The sequence below is a fragment of the Microbacterium sp. AB genome, assembly GCF_032878875.1.
GTDB classification, from domain to species: domain Bacteria; phylum Actinomycetota; class Actinomycetes; order Actinomycetales; family Microbacteriaceae; genus Microbacterium; species Microbacterium betulae.
The window spans coordinates 2,729,886-2,742,390 of record NZ_CP118157.1; the positions used below are offsets into that span (position 1 = coordinate 2,729,886).

21 protein-coding genes are annotated in these 12,505 nt (G+C 68.3%); all 21 read right to left on the reverse strand.

Annotation, left to right across the window (positions count from 1 at the left end; all coding sequences use genetic code 11):
- Positions 1 to 51: 51 nt before the first annotated feature.
- The 21 genes from mtnN to rplN all read right to left on the reverse strand — a co-directional run bounded on the left by mtnN (position 52) and on the right by rplN (position 12,489).
- Positions 52 to 741 (reverse strand): 5'-methylthioadenosine/S-adenosylhomocysteine nucleosidase, encoded by a 690-nt coding sequence (mtnN, locus tag N8K70_RS12920; protein WP_317138755.1) that lies wholly within the window; start codon positions 739 to 741, stop codon positions 52 to 54.
- Positions 738 to 1,229: an S-ribosylhomocysteine lyase gene (locus N8K70_RS12925; protein WP_317138756.1), complete on the reverse strand. Its 492-nt coding sequence runs from the start codon at positions 1,227 to 1,229 to the stop codon at positions 738 to 740. Before N8K70_RS12925 ends, mtnN begins: the two co-directional genes overlap by 4 nt.
- 261 nt (positions 1,230 to 1,490) lie before the next feature.
- Entirely contained in the window at positions 1,491 to 2,072 is a 582-nt protein-coding gene (gene rplQ / locus N8K70_RS12930) for a 50S ribosomal protein L17 (RefSeq protein ID WP_317138757.1), read from the reverse strand.
- Between the two features lie 36 nt (positions 2,073 to 2,108).
- Positions 2,109 to 3,098, reverse strand: a complete 990-nt coding sequence (locus N8K70_RS12935) for a DNA-directed RNA polymerase subunit alpha (protein ID WP_317138758.1) — start codon at positions 3,096 to 3,098, stop codon at positions 2,109 to 2,111.
- Between the two features lie 148 nt (positions 3,099 to 3,246).
- Entirely contained in the window at positions 3,247 to 3,645 is a 399-nt protein-coding gene (gene rpsK / locus N8K70_RS12940) for a 30S ribosomal protein S11 (RefSeq protein ID WP_317138759.1), read from the reverse strand.
- A 28-nt stretch (positions 3,646 to 3,673) separates the two neighbouring features.
- Positions 3,674 to 4,048, reverse strand: a complete 375-nt coding sequence (gene rpsM, locus N8K70_RS12945; RefSeq protein ID WP_317138760.1) for a 30S ribosomal protein S13 — start codon at positions 4,046 to 4,048, stop codon at positions 3,674 to 3,676.
- Positions 4,049 to 4,181: 133 nt separating this feature from the next.
- On the reverse strand, positions 4,182 to 4,298 hold the full coding sequence (gene rpmJ, locus N8K70_RS12950) for a 50S ribosomal protein L36 (RefSeq protein WP_005050492.1): 117 nt from the start codon (positions 4,296 to 4,298) through the stop codon (positions 4,182 to 4,184).
- Positions 4,299 to 4,371: 73 nt separating this feature from the next.
- Positions 4,372 to 4,599, reverse strand: a complete 228-nt coding sequence (gene infA, locus N8K70_RS12955) for a translation initiation factor IF-1 (protein WP_156242004.1) — start codon at positions 4,597 to 4,599, stop codon at positions 4,372 to 4,374.
- A 190-nt stretch (positions 4,600 to 4,789) separates the two neighbouring features.
- Positions 4,790 to 5,476, reverse strand: coding sequence for a DsbA family protein (locus N8K70_RS12960; protein WP_317138761.1), 687 nt, complete (start codon positions 5,474 to 5,476; stop codon positions 4,790 to 4,792).
- 44 nt (positions 5,477 to 5,520) lie between these two features.
- Entirely contained in the window at positions 5,521 to 6,369 is an 849-nt protein-coding gene (gene map, locus N8K70_RS12965) for a type I methionyl aminopeptidase (RefSeq protein ID WP_317138762.1), read from the reverse strand.
- 1 nt (position 6,370) lies between these two features.
- Positions 6,371 to 6,967 (reverse strand): adenylate kinase, encoded by a 597-nt coding sequence (locus N8K70_RS12970; protein WP_317138763.1) that lies wholly within the window; start codon positions 6,965 to 6,967, stop codon positions 6,371 to 6,373.
- The gene (gene secY / locus N8K70_RS12975) at positions 6,964 to 8,289 is read right to left on the reverse strand and encodes a preprotein translocase subunit SecY (RefSeq protein WP_317138764.1); all 1,326 of its coding nucleotides are present in this window, start codon (positions 8,287 to 8,289) and stop codon (positions 6,964 to 6,966) included. The genes N8K70_RS12970 and secY overlap by 4 nt, the downstream gene beginning before the upstream one ends.
- A gap of 110 nt (positions 8,290 to 8,399) precedes the next feature.
- A complete protein-coding gene (rplO, locus tag N8K70_RS12980) occupies positions 8,400 to 8,861 on the reverse strand; it encodes a 50S ribosomal protein L15 (protein ID WP_317138765.1) in 462 nt (153 codons plus the stop codon).
- Positions 8,861 to 9,046 (reverse strand): 50S ribosomal protein L30, encoded by a 186-nt coding sequence (gene rpmD / locus N8K70_RS12985; protein WP_271172371.1) that lies wholly within the window; start codon positions 9,044 to 9,046, stop codon positions 8,861 to 8,863. Before rpmD ends, rplO begins: the two co-directional genes overlap by 1 nt.
- Positions 9,046 to 9,696 (reverse strand): 30S ribosomal protein S5, encoded by a 651-nt coding sequence (gene rpsE / locus N8K70_RS12990; RefSeq protein ID WP_317138766.1) that lies wholly within the window; start codon positions 9,694 to 9,696, stop codon positions 9,046 to 9,048. Before rpsE ends, rpmD begins: the two co-directional genes overlap by 1 nt.
- Before the next feature lie 20 nt (positions 9,697 to 9,716).
- Positions 9,717 to 10,076: a 50S ribosomal protein L18 gene (rplR, locus tag N8K70_RS12995; RefSeq protein ID WP_317138767.1), complete on the reverse strand. Its 360-nt coding sequence runs from the start codon at positions 10,074 to 10,076 to the stop codon at positions 9,717 to 9,719.
- Between the two features lie 2 nt (positions 10,077 to 10,078).
- Positions 10,079 to 10,615, reverse strand: a complete 537-nt coding sequence (rplF, locus tag N8K70_RS13000; protein ID WP_317138768.1) for a 50S ribosomal protein L6 — start codon at positions 10,613 to 10,615, stop codon at positions 10,079 to 10,081.
- Between the two features lie 6 nt (positions 10,616 to 10,621).
- A complete protein-coding gene (rpsH, locus tag N8K70_RS13005; protein WP_317138769.1) occupies positions 10,622 to 11,020 on the reverse strand; it encodes a 30S ribosomal protein S8 in 399 nt (132 codons plus the stop codon).
- Positions 11,021 to 11,164: 144 nt separating this feature from the next.
- A complete protein-coding gene (gene rplE, locus N8K70_RS13010) occupies positions 11,165 to 11,755 on the reverse strand; it encodes a 50S ribosomal protein L5 (protein WP_317138770.1) in 591 nt (196 codons plus the stop codon).
- A 2-nt stretch (positions 11,756 to 11,757) separates the two neighbouring features.
- Positions 11,758 to 12,117: a 50S ribosomal protein L24 gene (gene rplX / locus N8K70_RS13015; RefSeq protein ID WP_317138771.1), complete on the reverse strand. Its 360-nt coding sequence runs from the start codon at positions 12,115 to 12,117 to the stop codon at positions 11,758 to 11,760.
- 3 nt (positions 12,118 to 12,120) lie between these two features.
- Positions 12,121 to 12,489 carry a 50S ribosomal protein L14 gene (gene rplN / locus N8K70_RS13020; protein WP_317138772.1) on the reverse strand — a complete coding sequence of 123 codons (369 nt, stop codon included), beginning with the start codon at positions 12,487 to 12,489 and terminating at the stop codon, positions 12,121 to 12,123.
- Positions 12,490 to 12,505: the final 16 nt, after the last annotated feature.

Here is a 12,505-nt window from a genome sequence, read left to right on the forward strand (position 1 = left end):
GGGCCGGCCCGGGACGCGTGCGCGGAGCTGCGCCGCGAGACGGCAGGACGCCTACAGCCGGCCGAGGGCGGCGACGACGACGCGGGCCGAGCGCTCGGCGGCGTCGTCGACGTGCGTGAGGAACTCCTCGCCGTCGGGCGCGCAGAGATCGCTGATGCCGCGGACCGACACGAAGCGGACGCCGTGGTTGAAGGCGACCTGGGCGATCGCCGCGGTCTCCATGTCGACGACCTGCAGCCGGGGGAACTCCTCCCTGAGACCATGCGCGATGCCGACCGTGACGAACTTCTCCCCGGAGCCGATGGCGCCCTCGCGCACGGGCACGCCCTCGACGGCGGATGACGTCAGCGCCGCGAACGCCGGGGCGTCGGGCGCGTAGGAGGCAGGCATCCCCGGGACCTGGCCGGCGACGTACCCGAAGGCACGGGCGTCGGCCTCGACGTTGACGTGCTCCGTGCCGACGAACACCTCGCCCACCCGGACGTCGGCGCCGAGCCCGCCGGCGGATCCGGCCGACACGAGCAGCACGTCGTCGCCGTAACGGTGCAGGGCACCGACCGCGGCATCCGCCGCATTGACCATCCCCACGCCCGACGTCACGAGCACGAACGTGTGGCCGTCGGCGACGACACCGCGATGGACGGCCCGCGCGACGGCGAGAGGCTCGCTCGTCTCGGCCGCGAGGTCGATGAAGGGCTGAGCCTCCTCATCCATCGCGACCTGGACGACGACCGTCGTCATGCCCGCGGTTCCGCGCCCGGCGCGAACACCGCGTTCCACTCGTCCCGCTTCGCCAGGAACGCCCGAGCGGCCTCCTGCGCCCCGGCGAGCGTGTGGTTCGCGCCCCAGCCGCACTGCACCTCGTTGGCCGCGGGCACCGCGTCGGCGCCGAGGATGTCGGTCAGCGTCGCCTCGACGAGGCCGAGCACCTCGTCGTACGCGGGCTCTCCCTGCAGGATCAGGTAGAAGCCGGTCTGGCAGCCCATCGGCGAGAAGTCGATGACGCGATCGGAGTGGTTGCGGCTCTTCTCCGCGAAGAGGTGCTCGAGCGAGTGGACGGTCGGCATCTCGAGGTGTCCGACGTTCGGCTGGGCGAACCGCACGTCGTACTTGACGATCACGTCGCCGGCGGGCAGCTGCTTGCGATCGGCCAGTCGCACGTACGGCGCGGCGACGATCCGGTGGTCGAGGTTGAACGACTCGACGTTCATACGGGGCGCATCAGTCACCCTCCGAGCCTACGCGTGTCGGGCGTGGGCCGACACCGTGCGGGCGTCCGATGACGGCCGCGTTGGTCCGGCGGGAATCCAGGTGCGCCGCGAGGATGCGTCGGGCGCGCGCCTTCTCGCCGGTGGGAGGGATTCTCGCCGGGATGGCGGCGCTTCCGCACCGATGAAGGCGGCGGTGACGGGGAGTCCGGATGACCGTGGCCGCGGACGACGAAGCGCCCCGGACCGGATGGTCGCGGGGCGCTTCGAGGAGAGCGCGGCCTACTTGGCCTCGGGCTCCTCGTCCGAGGCAGCGGCCTCGTCCGAAGCGGCCTCGTCCGAAGCAACGGCCTCGTCGGAAGCAGCGGCCTCGGCCGGAGCGGCCTCGGCGGTCTCGTCCGAGGCGGTCTCCTCGACGGGAGCGTCCTCGACGACCTCCGGCTCGGCCGGAGTCTCCTCGGCCGGCGCGGCGTCGGCCTTGGCGGACTTCTTCGCCTTGGGCGTGACGGGCTCGAGGACGAGCTCGATCACGGCCATGGGGGCGTTGTCGCCCTTGCGGTTGCCGACCTTCGTGATGCGGGTGTAGCCGCCCTCGCGGTCCGCGACCAGCGGCGCGATCTCGGTGAACAGGATGTGCACGACTTCCTTGTCACCGATGACGGAGAGGACGCTGCGGCGGGCGTGCAGGTCGCCGCGCTTCGCCTTCGTGATGAGACGCTCGGCCAGCGGACGCAGGCGCTTGGCCTTCGTCTCGGTGGTCTTGATCGACTTGTGCGTGAACAGAGCCGCCGCGAGGTTCGCGAGAATCAGACGCTCGTGGGCGGGGCCTCCGCCGAGGCGGGCACCCTTCGTGGGCTTAGGCATTTCTTCGTTACTCCAGTATCAGGACAGGAAGTCGGATCAGAGGGACTCTTCGTCGTAGCCGCTGTAGAAGCCGGTGCCGTCGAAACCGGGCACCGAGTCCTTCAGCGACAGGCCGAGCGAGACGAGCTTGTCGCGCACCTCGTCGACCGACTTCTGGCCGAAGTTGCGGATGTTCATGAGCTGCGTCTCCGAGAGGGCGACGAGCTCGCTGACCGTGTTGATCCCCTCGCGCTTGAGGCAGTTGTACGAGCGGACCGACAGATCGAGGTCCTCGATCGGCATCGACAGCTCGTTGGAGAGGACGGTCTCGACGGGCGCGGGGCCGATCTCGATGCCCTCCGCCTCGACGTTCAGCTCGCGGGCGAGGCCGAAGAGCTCGACGAGCGTGCGGCCGGCCGAGGCGACGGCGTCGCGCGGGGCGATCGACGCCTTGGTCTCGACGTCGAGGACGAGCTTGTCGAAGTCGGTGCGCTCGCCCGCACGGGTGGCGTCGACACGGTAGCTGACCTTGAACACGGGCGAGTAGATCGAGTCGATCGGGATCTGACCGGCCTCGGCGTACTCGTTGCGGTTCTGCACCGCCGAGACGTAGCCGCGTCCCCGCTCGATCGTCAGCTCGAGCTCGAACTTCGCGTCCGAGTTGAGGGTCGCGATGACGAGCTCGGGGTTGAGGATCTCGACTCCGGCCGGCGCCGAGATGTCCGCCGCGGTGACCTCGCCGGCGCCCGTCTTGCGCAGGTAGGCCGTGATCGGCTCGTCGCGCTCGCTCGAGACGACGAGGCGCTTGATGTTGAGGATGATCTCGGTGACATCCTCCTTCACACCGGGGATGGTGCTGAACTCGTGCAGCACGCCGTCGATGCGGATGCTCGTGACGGCCGCGCCGGGGATCGACGACAGGAGGCTGCGACGCAGCGCGTTGCCGATCGTGTAGCCGAAGCCGGGCTCCAGAGGCTCGATCACGAACCGGCTGCGGAACTCCGAGATCTTCTCCTCGGTGAGGGTCGGACGCTGTGCGATGAGCACTATGTGTTCCTTTCGATCACGTGCCCGCTATATGACACGTGCGGTGGATGAGGTCTTGAGTTGTTCTCGGGGCCCGGCACCGGCCGGGCGGTCATGAACGGCGAATGCGCCGGGGTGCTCTTCACGAGCACCCCGGCGGACACGGTTCTCAGACGCGACGGCGCTTCGGCGGACGGCAGCCGTTGTGCGCCTGGGGCGTCACGTCCTGGATCGACCCGACCTCGAGGCCTGCGGCCTGAAGCGAGCGGATCGCGGTCTCGCGACCCGACCCCGGGCCCTTGACGAAGACGTCGACCTTCTTCACGCCGTGCTCCTGCGCCTGGCGGGCAGCAGACTCCGCGGCGAGGCCGGCGGCGAACGGCGTCGACTTGCGCGAGCCCTTGAAGCCCACGCCCCCCGACGAGGCCCAGCTGATGACGGCGCCGGCCGGGTCGGTGATCGAGACGATCGTGTTGTTGAACGTCGACTTGATGTGGGCCTGGCCCAGCGCGATGTTCTTCTTTTCCTTGCGACGCGGCTTGCGCGCAGCGGTCTTGGGTGCAGCCATGGTTTTCTCCTAAACCTCTCCGCGCGACCTAGCGGGCCTTCTTCTTGCCGGCGACGGTGCGCTTGGGACCCTTGCGCGTGCGCGCATTGGTCTTCGTGCGCTGCCCGCGGACCGGGAGGCCACGACGGTGGCGGATGCCCTCGTAGGAGCCGATCTCGACCTTGCGGCGGATGTCGGCGGCCACCTCGCGGCGGAGGTCGCCCTCCACCTTGTAGTTGCCCTCGATGTGGTCGCGAAGGACGATGAGCTGGTCGTCGCTGAGGTCCTTCACGCGGGTCTCGGGGCTGATGCCCGTCGCGACGAGGATCTCGTTCGAGCGGGTACGGCCAACGCCGTAGATGTACGTGAGTGCGATCACCACGCGCTTGTCGCGCGGGATGTCGACGCCGGCAAGACGTGCCATGCGGTTCTCCTGGATTTCTGTGGAGGTGTGGAGCAGGATCGGTGCCCGGGCCTCCGCCCCGAGGTGTCCCCCGCGATGCGGGTTCTGATCCTGCCGTGATTCAGTTGTCGGTCTCTACGAGCCCTGAGGCGTCTCAGCCCTGGCGCTGCTTGTGGCGCGGGTTGCTCTTGCAGATGACCATGACGCGGCCGTGCCGGCGGATCACCTTGCAGTGGTCGCAGATCGGCTTGACGCTGGGGTTGACCTTCATGATGCTTCCTGTTCGCTGTCTTCGTTCCGGCGGCGGCGTTCCCGACGCGCGCCGGACGTTACTTCTCGACCGGTCAGCGGTAGCGGTAGACGATGCGGCCGCGCGTGAGGTCGTAGGGGCTCAGCTCCACGACGACACGGTCCTCCGGGATGATGCGGATGTAGTTCTGCCGCATCTTTCCGGAGATCGTTGCGAGCACCTTGTGCCCTGCAGGCTTGTCGAGCTCGACGCGGAACATCGCGTTCGGCAGCGCCTCGACAATCGTGCCCTCGGACTCGATGACACCGTCCTTCTTGGCCATAGCCTCGCTCACGCTTGAGCAGACCGGTCGGTCTGCGGTGGATGGATGATGGTGCCGGATGGCCGTCGCGACGACACGCCGAGATGGGGCGCACAGCACCAAAGATCTATGTTAGGTCACGCCGGGCGTGTCGGCAAACCCGGCGTGTCGTCCGGACGGGCGCCGAGCCGCTCTGCGGGACGGTCGTGCGTCACTCGGTGAGGAGCGGTGCGAGGTCGGTCTCGGGGTCCCACGTGATGCTCAGGAACTCGCCGTTGACGACGACGGTCGGCGTCGAGATGCCCGACGCGCCGGTCTGGATCGGCGTCTCCGGGGTCATCTGGGCGACGTAGTCCATGTAGTCGCCGTCGGCGATGCAGCTCGCTGCGCCGGCCGCGCCGGCCTGCTCCGCATAGGAGATGAGCTCGTCGTCCGACAGCCCCTCCGTGCTCTCGGCGGGCTGGTTGTCGTAGAGCAGGTCGACGAACGGGTAGAACGCGTCGGAGTCCGCCTCCGCGACGCAGTACGCCGCGCTCGCGGATCGCGTGGAGTACTGCGTCCCCTGCGAGGTGTTGTCGAGGATCGAGATCGGATGGATCTCGAGGGTCACGTCCCCGGACGACACCCGCTCGCTCACGTACTCGCTGTACGTCGCCCAGTACTGCCCGCAATAGGGGCACATGAAGTCGACGTACTCCTCGATGACGTTGGGGCCGTCGCCCACGACGATCGCACCGGTCTCCTCGTTGACGACGCCCGCGGCGGGCGCGTCGGCCGGAGCCGTGGCGGCGCCGTTCATCCATACGACCAGGCCTCCGAGCGCGACCACGGCCACGACCACGACGGCCGAGATCACGATCGCGAACCAGTTGGTCTTCTTGCCGGCCGATGCCATCATCACGTTCGATCTTCTCCGTCGTGCAGAGAGCGGTGGAGGACCGCTCAGTCCAGGGGCTGGGGCGTGACGCCGAAGGCGGCGAGAGCGGACGCTCCGCCGTCGGGCGCGGTGAGAACCCAGATGCCGCCATCATGCACGGCGACGCTGTGCTCCCAGTGTGAGCCGTCGGTGCGGTCGACCGTGCTGATCGTCCAGTCGTCGTCCTCGACGAGCACCTCGTCCGACCCCGCCGTCGTCATCGGCTCGATGCACACCGCGAGGCCGGGGCGCACCTCGACGCCGGGGTCGGGCGTGCGGTAGTTGAAGATCGACGGCGGCTCGTGCATCCGGCGCCCGATTCCGTGGCCGACGTAGTCGCGCAGGATGCCCGCGGGCCTCCCGGTCCATGACAGGGGGTTCGCCTCGATGTGCCCCTGCACGGCGGCGCCGACCTCGCCGAGACGCTTCGCCGACGCGAGCGCGGCGATGCCCGCCCACATCGATCCCTCCGTCACGCGCGAGAGCTCCTCGCGTCGCGCGACGACCTCCGGACGCGCGTCGTCCGGGACGACGATCGTGATCGCCGAGTCGCCGTTCCAGCCGTCCTTCGTCTCGGCGCCGCTGTCGATCGAGACGATGTCGCCCGCCTGGACGACCCGCTCCCCCGGGATCCCGTGCACGACCTGGTCGTTGACCGAGATGCAGGTCGTGTGCCGGTAGCCGCGGACGAGCTGGAAGTTCGAGCGCGCGCCGCGCGCGGCGATGACCGCGTTCGCCGCGGCGTCGAGCTCGAGCGTCGTGACGCCGGGCCGGATGATCCGGCGCACCTCGTCGAGCGAGGCGGCGGTGATGAGACCGGGATCGACCATCGCCCGCAGCTGGGCTGCGCTCTTGTAGAGCGAGCGGCGGAACACGCTAGGCCGCGACGCGCACGAGGCCACGGGCCTCGAGAGCCGCGAAGATGCGTTCGGTGATCTCGTCGAGCGTGCCGACGCCGTCGATGCGGTCGACGATGCCGCGCGCGCCGTACACGTCGATGATGGGCGCCGTCTCCGACTCGTAGATGTCGAGGCGGTTCGAGATGGCCTCCTCGGTGTCGTCGCTGCGCCCCTGCTCGGCGGCGCGCTTCGCGATGCGGGCGATGCTCTCCCGGCGCGGGACGTCGAGCAGGACGACCGCGTCGAGGCCCTCGCCGCGGGCGCCGAGGAAGGCGTCGAGATGGTCGACCTGGACGGTGTTGCGCGGGTACCCGTCGAGGAGGAAGCCCGCGGCGGCGTCGTCCTGCGACAGACGGTCGCGCACGATCTCGCTCGTCACCTCGTCGGGGACCAGGTCGCCGGCGTCGAGGATGGCCGTGACCTTGCGCCCGAGCTCGGTGCCGTCCTTGATGTTCGCGCGGAAGATGTCGCCCGTCGAGACGACGGGGACGCCGAAGGCCTCCGCGACGAGCACGCCCTGGGTGCCCTTGCCGGAGCCCTGGGGGCCGACGATGAGGAGACGGGTGGCGGTCATCGGAGGAGTCCTTCGTAGTGGCGCTGCTGCAGCTGCGCGTCGATCTGCTTCACGGTCTCGAGTCCGACGCCGACGATGATGAGGATCGACGCGCCGCCGAACGGGAAGTTCTGGTTCGCGCCGACCGTCGCCAGGGCGATGAGCGGGATGAGCGCGATCAGGCCGAGATAGATCGAGCCCGGAAGCGTGATGCGCGTGAGCACGTAGTCGAGGTACTCGGCCGTCGGGCGCCCCGCGCGGATGCCGGGGATGAAGCCGCCGTACTTCTTCATGTTGTCGGCGACCTCCTCCGGGTTGAACGTGATCGCGACGTAGAAGTACGTGAAGCCGATGATGAGGAGGAAGTACACCAGCATGTAGAGCGGGTGATCGCCCGTCGTCAGGTAGTTGTTGATCCAGTTGACCCAGCCCGGCAGGTTGCCGTCGGCGTCCGGGGTCGAGTTGAACTGCGCGATGAGCGACGGGATGTACAGCAGCGACGACGCGAAGATGACCGGCACGACGCCCGCCATGTTGACCTTGATCGGGATGTACGTGTTCGTGCCGCCGTAGGTGCGCCGTCCGACCATCCGCTTCGCGTACTGCACCGGGATCCGGCGCTGCGACTGCTCGACGAAGACCACGGCCGCGACGACGACGATGCCGACCGCGAGGACGAGGAGGAAGATCTCGGGGCCGCGCGCCTCCCAGATCGACCACATGGCGCCGGGGAAGGTCGCGGCGATCGACGTGAAGATGAGCAGCGACATCCCGTTGCCGATGCCGCGCTCGGTGACGAGCTCGGCGAACCACATGATGAGGCCCGTGCCCGCCGTCATCGTGATGATGAGGAGCAGCTGCGCCCACCAGACGTCGTTCGTGAGGAGCGAGGTGCACTCGGGGATGCCGGTCACGCCGAACAGCTGGCCGCTGCGCGCGACGGTGACGAGCGTGGTCGACTGCAGCAGCGCGAGCGCGATCGTGAGGTAGCGCGTGTACTGCGTGAGCCGCGCCTGACCCGCCTGGCCCTCCTTGTGGAGGGTCTCGAAGTGCGGGATGACCACGCGCAGCAGCTGCGTGATGATCGTCGCCGTGATGTACGGCATGACGCCGAGGGCGAAGATCGAGAGCTGGAGCAGCGCGCCGCCGGAGAAGAGGTTCACCAGGGACAGCAGGCCCTGCGCGCCCGAGGTCTGATCGATGCAACTCTGGACGTTCGGGAAGTTCACGAACGGCGACGGCACGTGCGCGCCGAGGCGGTAGAGGGCGATGATCCCGAGCGTGAAGCCGATCTTCCGCCGCAGATCCGGCGTGCGGATGATCCGCGCGATAGCGCTGAACAAGGAAGAGCCTCCCGGTGAAATGGAGCGGTGCACGGATGAAGGAAGGCGCACCACACTCCAGAGTAACGGAAAGGGCCGGAAGCTCTCGCCTCCGGCCCTCTCGCGCGGTGCTACTTGATGCTGCCGCCGGCGGCGACGATCTTCTGCTCTGCGGAGCCGGAGACCTTGTCCACCGACACCGTGAGCGCCACGGTCACGTCGCCGTTCCCGAGCACCTTGACCTTCTCGTTCTTGCGAACGGCGCCCTTCGCGACGAGGTCCGCGACGGTCACGTCGCCGCCCTCGGGATAGAGCTCCGCGAGCTTGTCCAGGTTCACGACCTGGTACTCGACGCGGAACGGGTTCTTGAAGCCGCGGAGCTTCGGGGTGCGCATGTGCAGCGGCATCTGGCCGCCCTCGAAGCCGACGCGCACGGTGTTGCGGGCCCTCGTGCCCTTCGTGCCGCGACCGGCCGTCTTGCCCTTCGAGCCCTCGCCGCGGCCCTTGCGGGTCTTCGCGGTGTTGGCCCCCGGGACGGGACGGAGGTGGTGGGCCTTCAGCACGCCGGGGCGCTGCTCGTCGTTCTCAGCCATCAGTCGATCTCCTCAACGTTCACGAGGTGAGCGACGGTCCGGACGTAGCCGCGCGTCTGCGCGTCGTCGGGACGGACGACCGAGTCGCCGATCCGCTTGAGACCGAGGCTGCGCAGCGTGTCACGCTGGTTCTGCTTCTCGCTCACCTTGGACTTGATCTGCGTCACCTTCAGACGCGCAGCCATCAGGCACCTGCCTTTGCGCTCGCGGTGGCCTCGGCCTCCGCGCGCACGAGACGCGGCGGGGCGACCTGGTCGAAGTCGAGGCCGCGGCGCGCGGCGACCGCACGGGGCTCCTCGAGCTGCTTCAGGGCCGCGACGGTCGCGTGCACGATGTTGATCGTGTTCGACGAGCCGAGCGACTTCGACAGCACGTCGTGGATGCCGGCGCACTCGAGCACCGCGCGAACCGGACCGCCGGCGATGACGCCGGTACCGGCCGCCGCGGGGCGGAGCAGGACGACGCCCGCAGCGGCCTCACCCTGCACGGGGTGCGGGATGCTGCTGCCGGTGCGGGGGACGCGGAAGAAGTTGCGCTTCGCGTCCTCGACGCCCTTGGAGATGGCCAGCGGCACCTCGCGGGCCTTGCCGTAGCCGACGCCGACCACGCCGTTGCCGTCGCCGACGACCACGAGGGCGGTGAAGCTGAAGCGACGACCGCCCTTGACGACCTTCGACACGCGGTTGATGGTGACGACGCGCTCCAGGAACTGGTTGTCGCTTCCGCGACCGTTGCGGTCGCGGCTGTTGCCCCGATCGCGACCGCCGCGGCGAGGCTCGCGCTCACGGCGCTCCTCGGTCTGCTCGGGCGCTGCCGGAGCGGCTTCGGTGGTCACTTCGGTCTCCTTGATCTCACTCACAGGTTCAGGCCTCCCTCACGGGCGCCATCCGCGATCGCGGCGACACGACCCGCATAGCGGTTGCCTCCGCGGTCGAACACGACGTCGCTGATGCCGGCTGCCTTCGCGCGCTCCGCGACGAGCTCGCCGACCCTGCGGGCCTTGGCGGTCTTGTCGCCCTCGAGCGAACGGAGGTCGGTCTCGAGCGTCGACGCGCTGAAGAGCGTGAGGCCCTTGCTGTCGTCGACGAGCTGCACGAACACGTGCCGTGCGGAGCGGGTGACGACGAGACGGGGACGCGCCTCGGAGCCCACGACCTTCTTGCGAAGGCGAGTGTGGCGTCGCGAACGCGCGACGGACTTCGACTTCACAGCCATGATTACTTACCAGCCTTTCCGGCCTTGCGCCGCACGACCTCGCCGGCGTAGCGCACACCCTTGCCCTTGTACGGCTCGGGCTTGCGGATCTTGCGGATGTTCGCGGCCACCTCGCCGACGGCCTGCTTGTCGATGCCGCTGACGGTCACCTTGTTGTTGCCCTCGACCGTGAAGGTGATGCCCGCGGGGGGCTCGACCAGGACGGGGTGGGAGAAGCCCAGGGCGAACTCGACGGAGGAGCCCTTCTGCGCGACGCGGTAGCCGGTGCCGACGACCTCGAGGCCCTTCGTGTACCCCTGGGTCACGCCGACGATGTTGTTGGCGATGAGGGTGCGGGTGAGGCCGTGCAGCGCACGCGACTCACGCTCGTCGTCGGGACGGGTGACGAGAACCTGGTTCTCCTCGACCTCGACCGCGATGGGGGCGGCGACCGTGAGGGCGAGCTCGCCCTTCGGGCCCTTGACCGCGACGTTCGACCCGTCGACCGTCACGGAGACGCCGGCGGGGATGTCAATGGGAAGACGTCCAATACGCGACATGGGTGATCACCACACGTAGGCGAGAACTTCTCCGCCCACGCCCTTCTGCTCGGCCTGGCGGTCGGTGAGGAGACCGCTGGAGGTGGAAAGGATGGCGACGCCGAGACCGCCCAGCACGCGAGGGAGCTCGCTGGACTTCGCGTACACGCGAAGGCCGGGCTTCGAGACGCGCTTGATCCCTGCGATCGAGCGCTCACGGTTCGGGCCGTACTTGAGGGTCAGCGTGAGGGTCTTGCCGACGCGCGCGTCGGACTCCTCCCACGAGCCGATGTACCCCTCCTGCTTGAGGATGTCGGCGATGTGCGTCTTGAGCTTGCTCGACGGCAGTGACACGGAGTCGTGATGCGCCGAGTTCGCGTTGCGCAGACGGGTCAGCAGATCTGCGACCGGGTCTGTCATGGTCATATGAGATGTCCTTTGTTCATGAGGTTTCGGCTGCCGTTACACGACAGACGACCTTCGATGACGTGCCGATGTTCGGCTGCCATGCGCGTCGCCCCCGCGGTGCATACCCCGGGGGCGACGCGCATGAGCAAACGCCCTAGTGTATCAGGCCTGGTCGTTACGTCCCACGAAGGGGAAGTTGAGGTGGCGCAGGAGGGCGCGTCCCTCGTCGTCCGTCTTCGCGGTGGTGACGATCGTGATGTCGAAGCCGCGGACGCGGTCGATCTTGTCCTGGTCGATCTCGTGGAAGATCGACTGCTCGGTGATGCCGAACGTGTAGTTGCCGTTCCCGTCGAACTGCGTGGTCGACAGTCCGCGGAAGTCGCGGATGCGGGGCAGGGCCAGCGAGATGAGCCGGTCGAGGAACTCCCACGCGCGGTCGCCGCGGAGGGTGACGTGCGCGCCGATGGCCTGTCCCTCGCGCAGCTTGAACTGCGCGATCGACTTCTTCGCCTTCGTGACGAGCGGCTTCTGGCCGGTGATGGCGGTGAGGTCTGCGACCGCGCCATCGATGACCTTGCTGTCGCGAGCGGCCTCTCCCACACCCGTGTTCACGACGACCTTGACGAGACCGGGAACCTGCATCGGGTTCGCGTATCCGAACTCCTCCTGCAGCTTCTCGCGGATCTCCGTGCGGTAGACCTGCTTGAGGCGCGGCTGGATTTTGCCAGTCTGCGCCGCGGTGTCCGTGCTCATACTCAGATGTCCTTACCCGACTTCTTCGCGTAGCGAACGCGAACGGTCTTCTTGACGCCGTCCTTGACCCGCTCCTCGAGACGGAAGCCGACGCGGGTCGGCTTCTTGGTCTCGGGATCGACGAGTGCGACGTTGGACACGTGGATCGGGGCCTCGAGGGTCTCGATGCCGCCGGTCTTCGTGCCGCGCTGCGTCTGGCCGACGCGGTTGTGCTTCGTGATGTAGTTGACGCCCTCGACGACGACGCGGTTGCCGCCGTCGATGACCTGCAGCACCTTGCCCTGCTTGCCGCGGTCTCCACCGCGCTCGGCAGTGGCGCCGCTGATCACCTGGACGAGGTCGCCCTTCTTGATCTTCGCCATGAGTTACAGCACCTCCGGGGCGAGCGAGACGATCTTCATGAACTTGCGATCGCGCAGCTCACGGCCGACCGGTCCGAAGATGCGGGTGCCGCGGGGCTCCCCGTCGTTCTTCAGGATGACGGCGGCGTTCTCGTCGAACTTGATGTACGAGCCGTCTGCACGGCGCGTCTCCTTGACGGTACGGACGACGACGGCCTTGACCACGTCGCCCTTCTTCACGTTGCCGCCGGGGATCGCGTCCTTGACGGTGGCGACGATGGTGTCACCGACGCCCGCGTACCGACGGTTCGAGCCGCCGAGCACGCGGATGGTGAGCAGCTCCTTGGCGCCGGTGTTGTCGGCCACCTTGAGGCGGGATTCGTTCTGAATCACTTCTTACTCCTTGGTT

Coding starts and splice junctions, on each gene's coding strand:
- rpsH (WP_317138769.1), bottom strand. CDS start 11,020: ATGACCATGACAGACCCGGTCGCAGATCTGCTGACCCGTCTGCGCAAC.
- rpsM (WP_317138760.1), bottom strand. CDS start 4,048: ATGGCACGTCTTGCCGGCGTCGACATCCCGCGCGACAAGCGCGTGGTG.
- rplE (WP_317138770.1), bottom strand. CDS start 11,755: ATGAGCACGGACACCGCGGCGCAGACTGGCAAAATCCAGCCGCGCCTC.
- mtnN (WP_317138755.1), bottom strand. CDS start 741: ATGACGACGGTCGTCGTCCAGGTCGCGATGGATGAGGAGGCTCAGCCC.
- rplF (WP_317138768.1), bottom strand. CDS start 10,615: ATGTCGCGTATTGGACGTCTTCCCATTGACATCCCCGCCGGCGTCTCC.
- rplR (WP_317138767.1), bottom strand. CDS start 10,076: ATGGCTGTGAAGTCGAAGTCCGTCGCGCGTTCGCGACGCCACACTCGC.
- rpmJ (WP_005050492.1), bottom strand. CDS start 4,298: ATGAAGGTCAACCCCAGCGTCAAGCCGATCTGCGACCACTGCAAGGTG.
- infA (WP_156242004.1), bottom strand. CDS start 4,599: ATGGCCAAGAAGGACGGTGTCATCGAGTCCGAGGGCACGATTGTCGAG.
- N8K70_RS12970 (WP_317138763.1), bottom strand. CDS start 6,967: ATGACCGCCACCCGTCTCCTCATCGTCGGCCCCCAGGGCTCCGGCAAG.
- N8K70_RS12960 (WP_317138761.1), bottom strand. CDS start 5,476: ATGATGGCATCGGCCGGCAAGAAGACCAACTGGTTCGCGATCGTGATC.
- rpmD (WP_271172371.1), bottom strand. CDS start 9,046: ATGGCTGCGCGTCTGAAGGTGACGCAGATCAAGTCCAAGGTGAGCGAG.
- rplO (WP_317138765.1), bottom strand. CDS start 8,861: ATGGCTGAGAACGACGAGCAGCGCCCCGGCGTGCTGAAGGCCCACCAC.
- rplX (WP_317138771.1), bottom strand. CDS start 12,117: ATGGCGAAGATCAAGAAGGGCGACCTCGTCCAGGTGATCAGCGGCGCC.
- rpsK (WP_317138759.1), bottom strand. CDS start 3,645: ATGGCTGCACCCAAGACCGCTGCGCGCAAGCCGCGTCGCAAGGAAAAG.
- rplQ (WP_317138757.1), bottom strand. CDS start 2,072: ATGCCTAAGCCCACGAAGGGTGCCCGCCTCGGCGGAGGCCCCGCCCAC.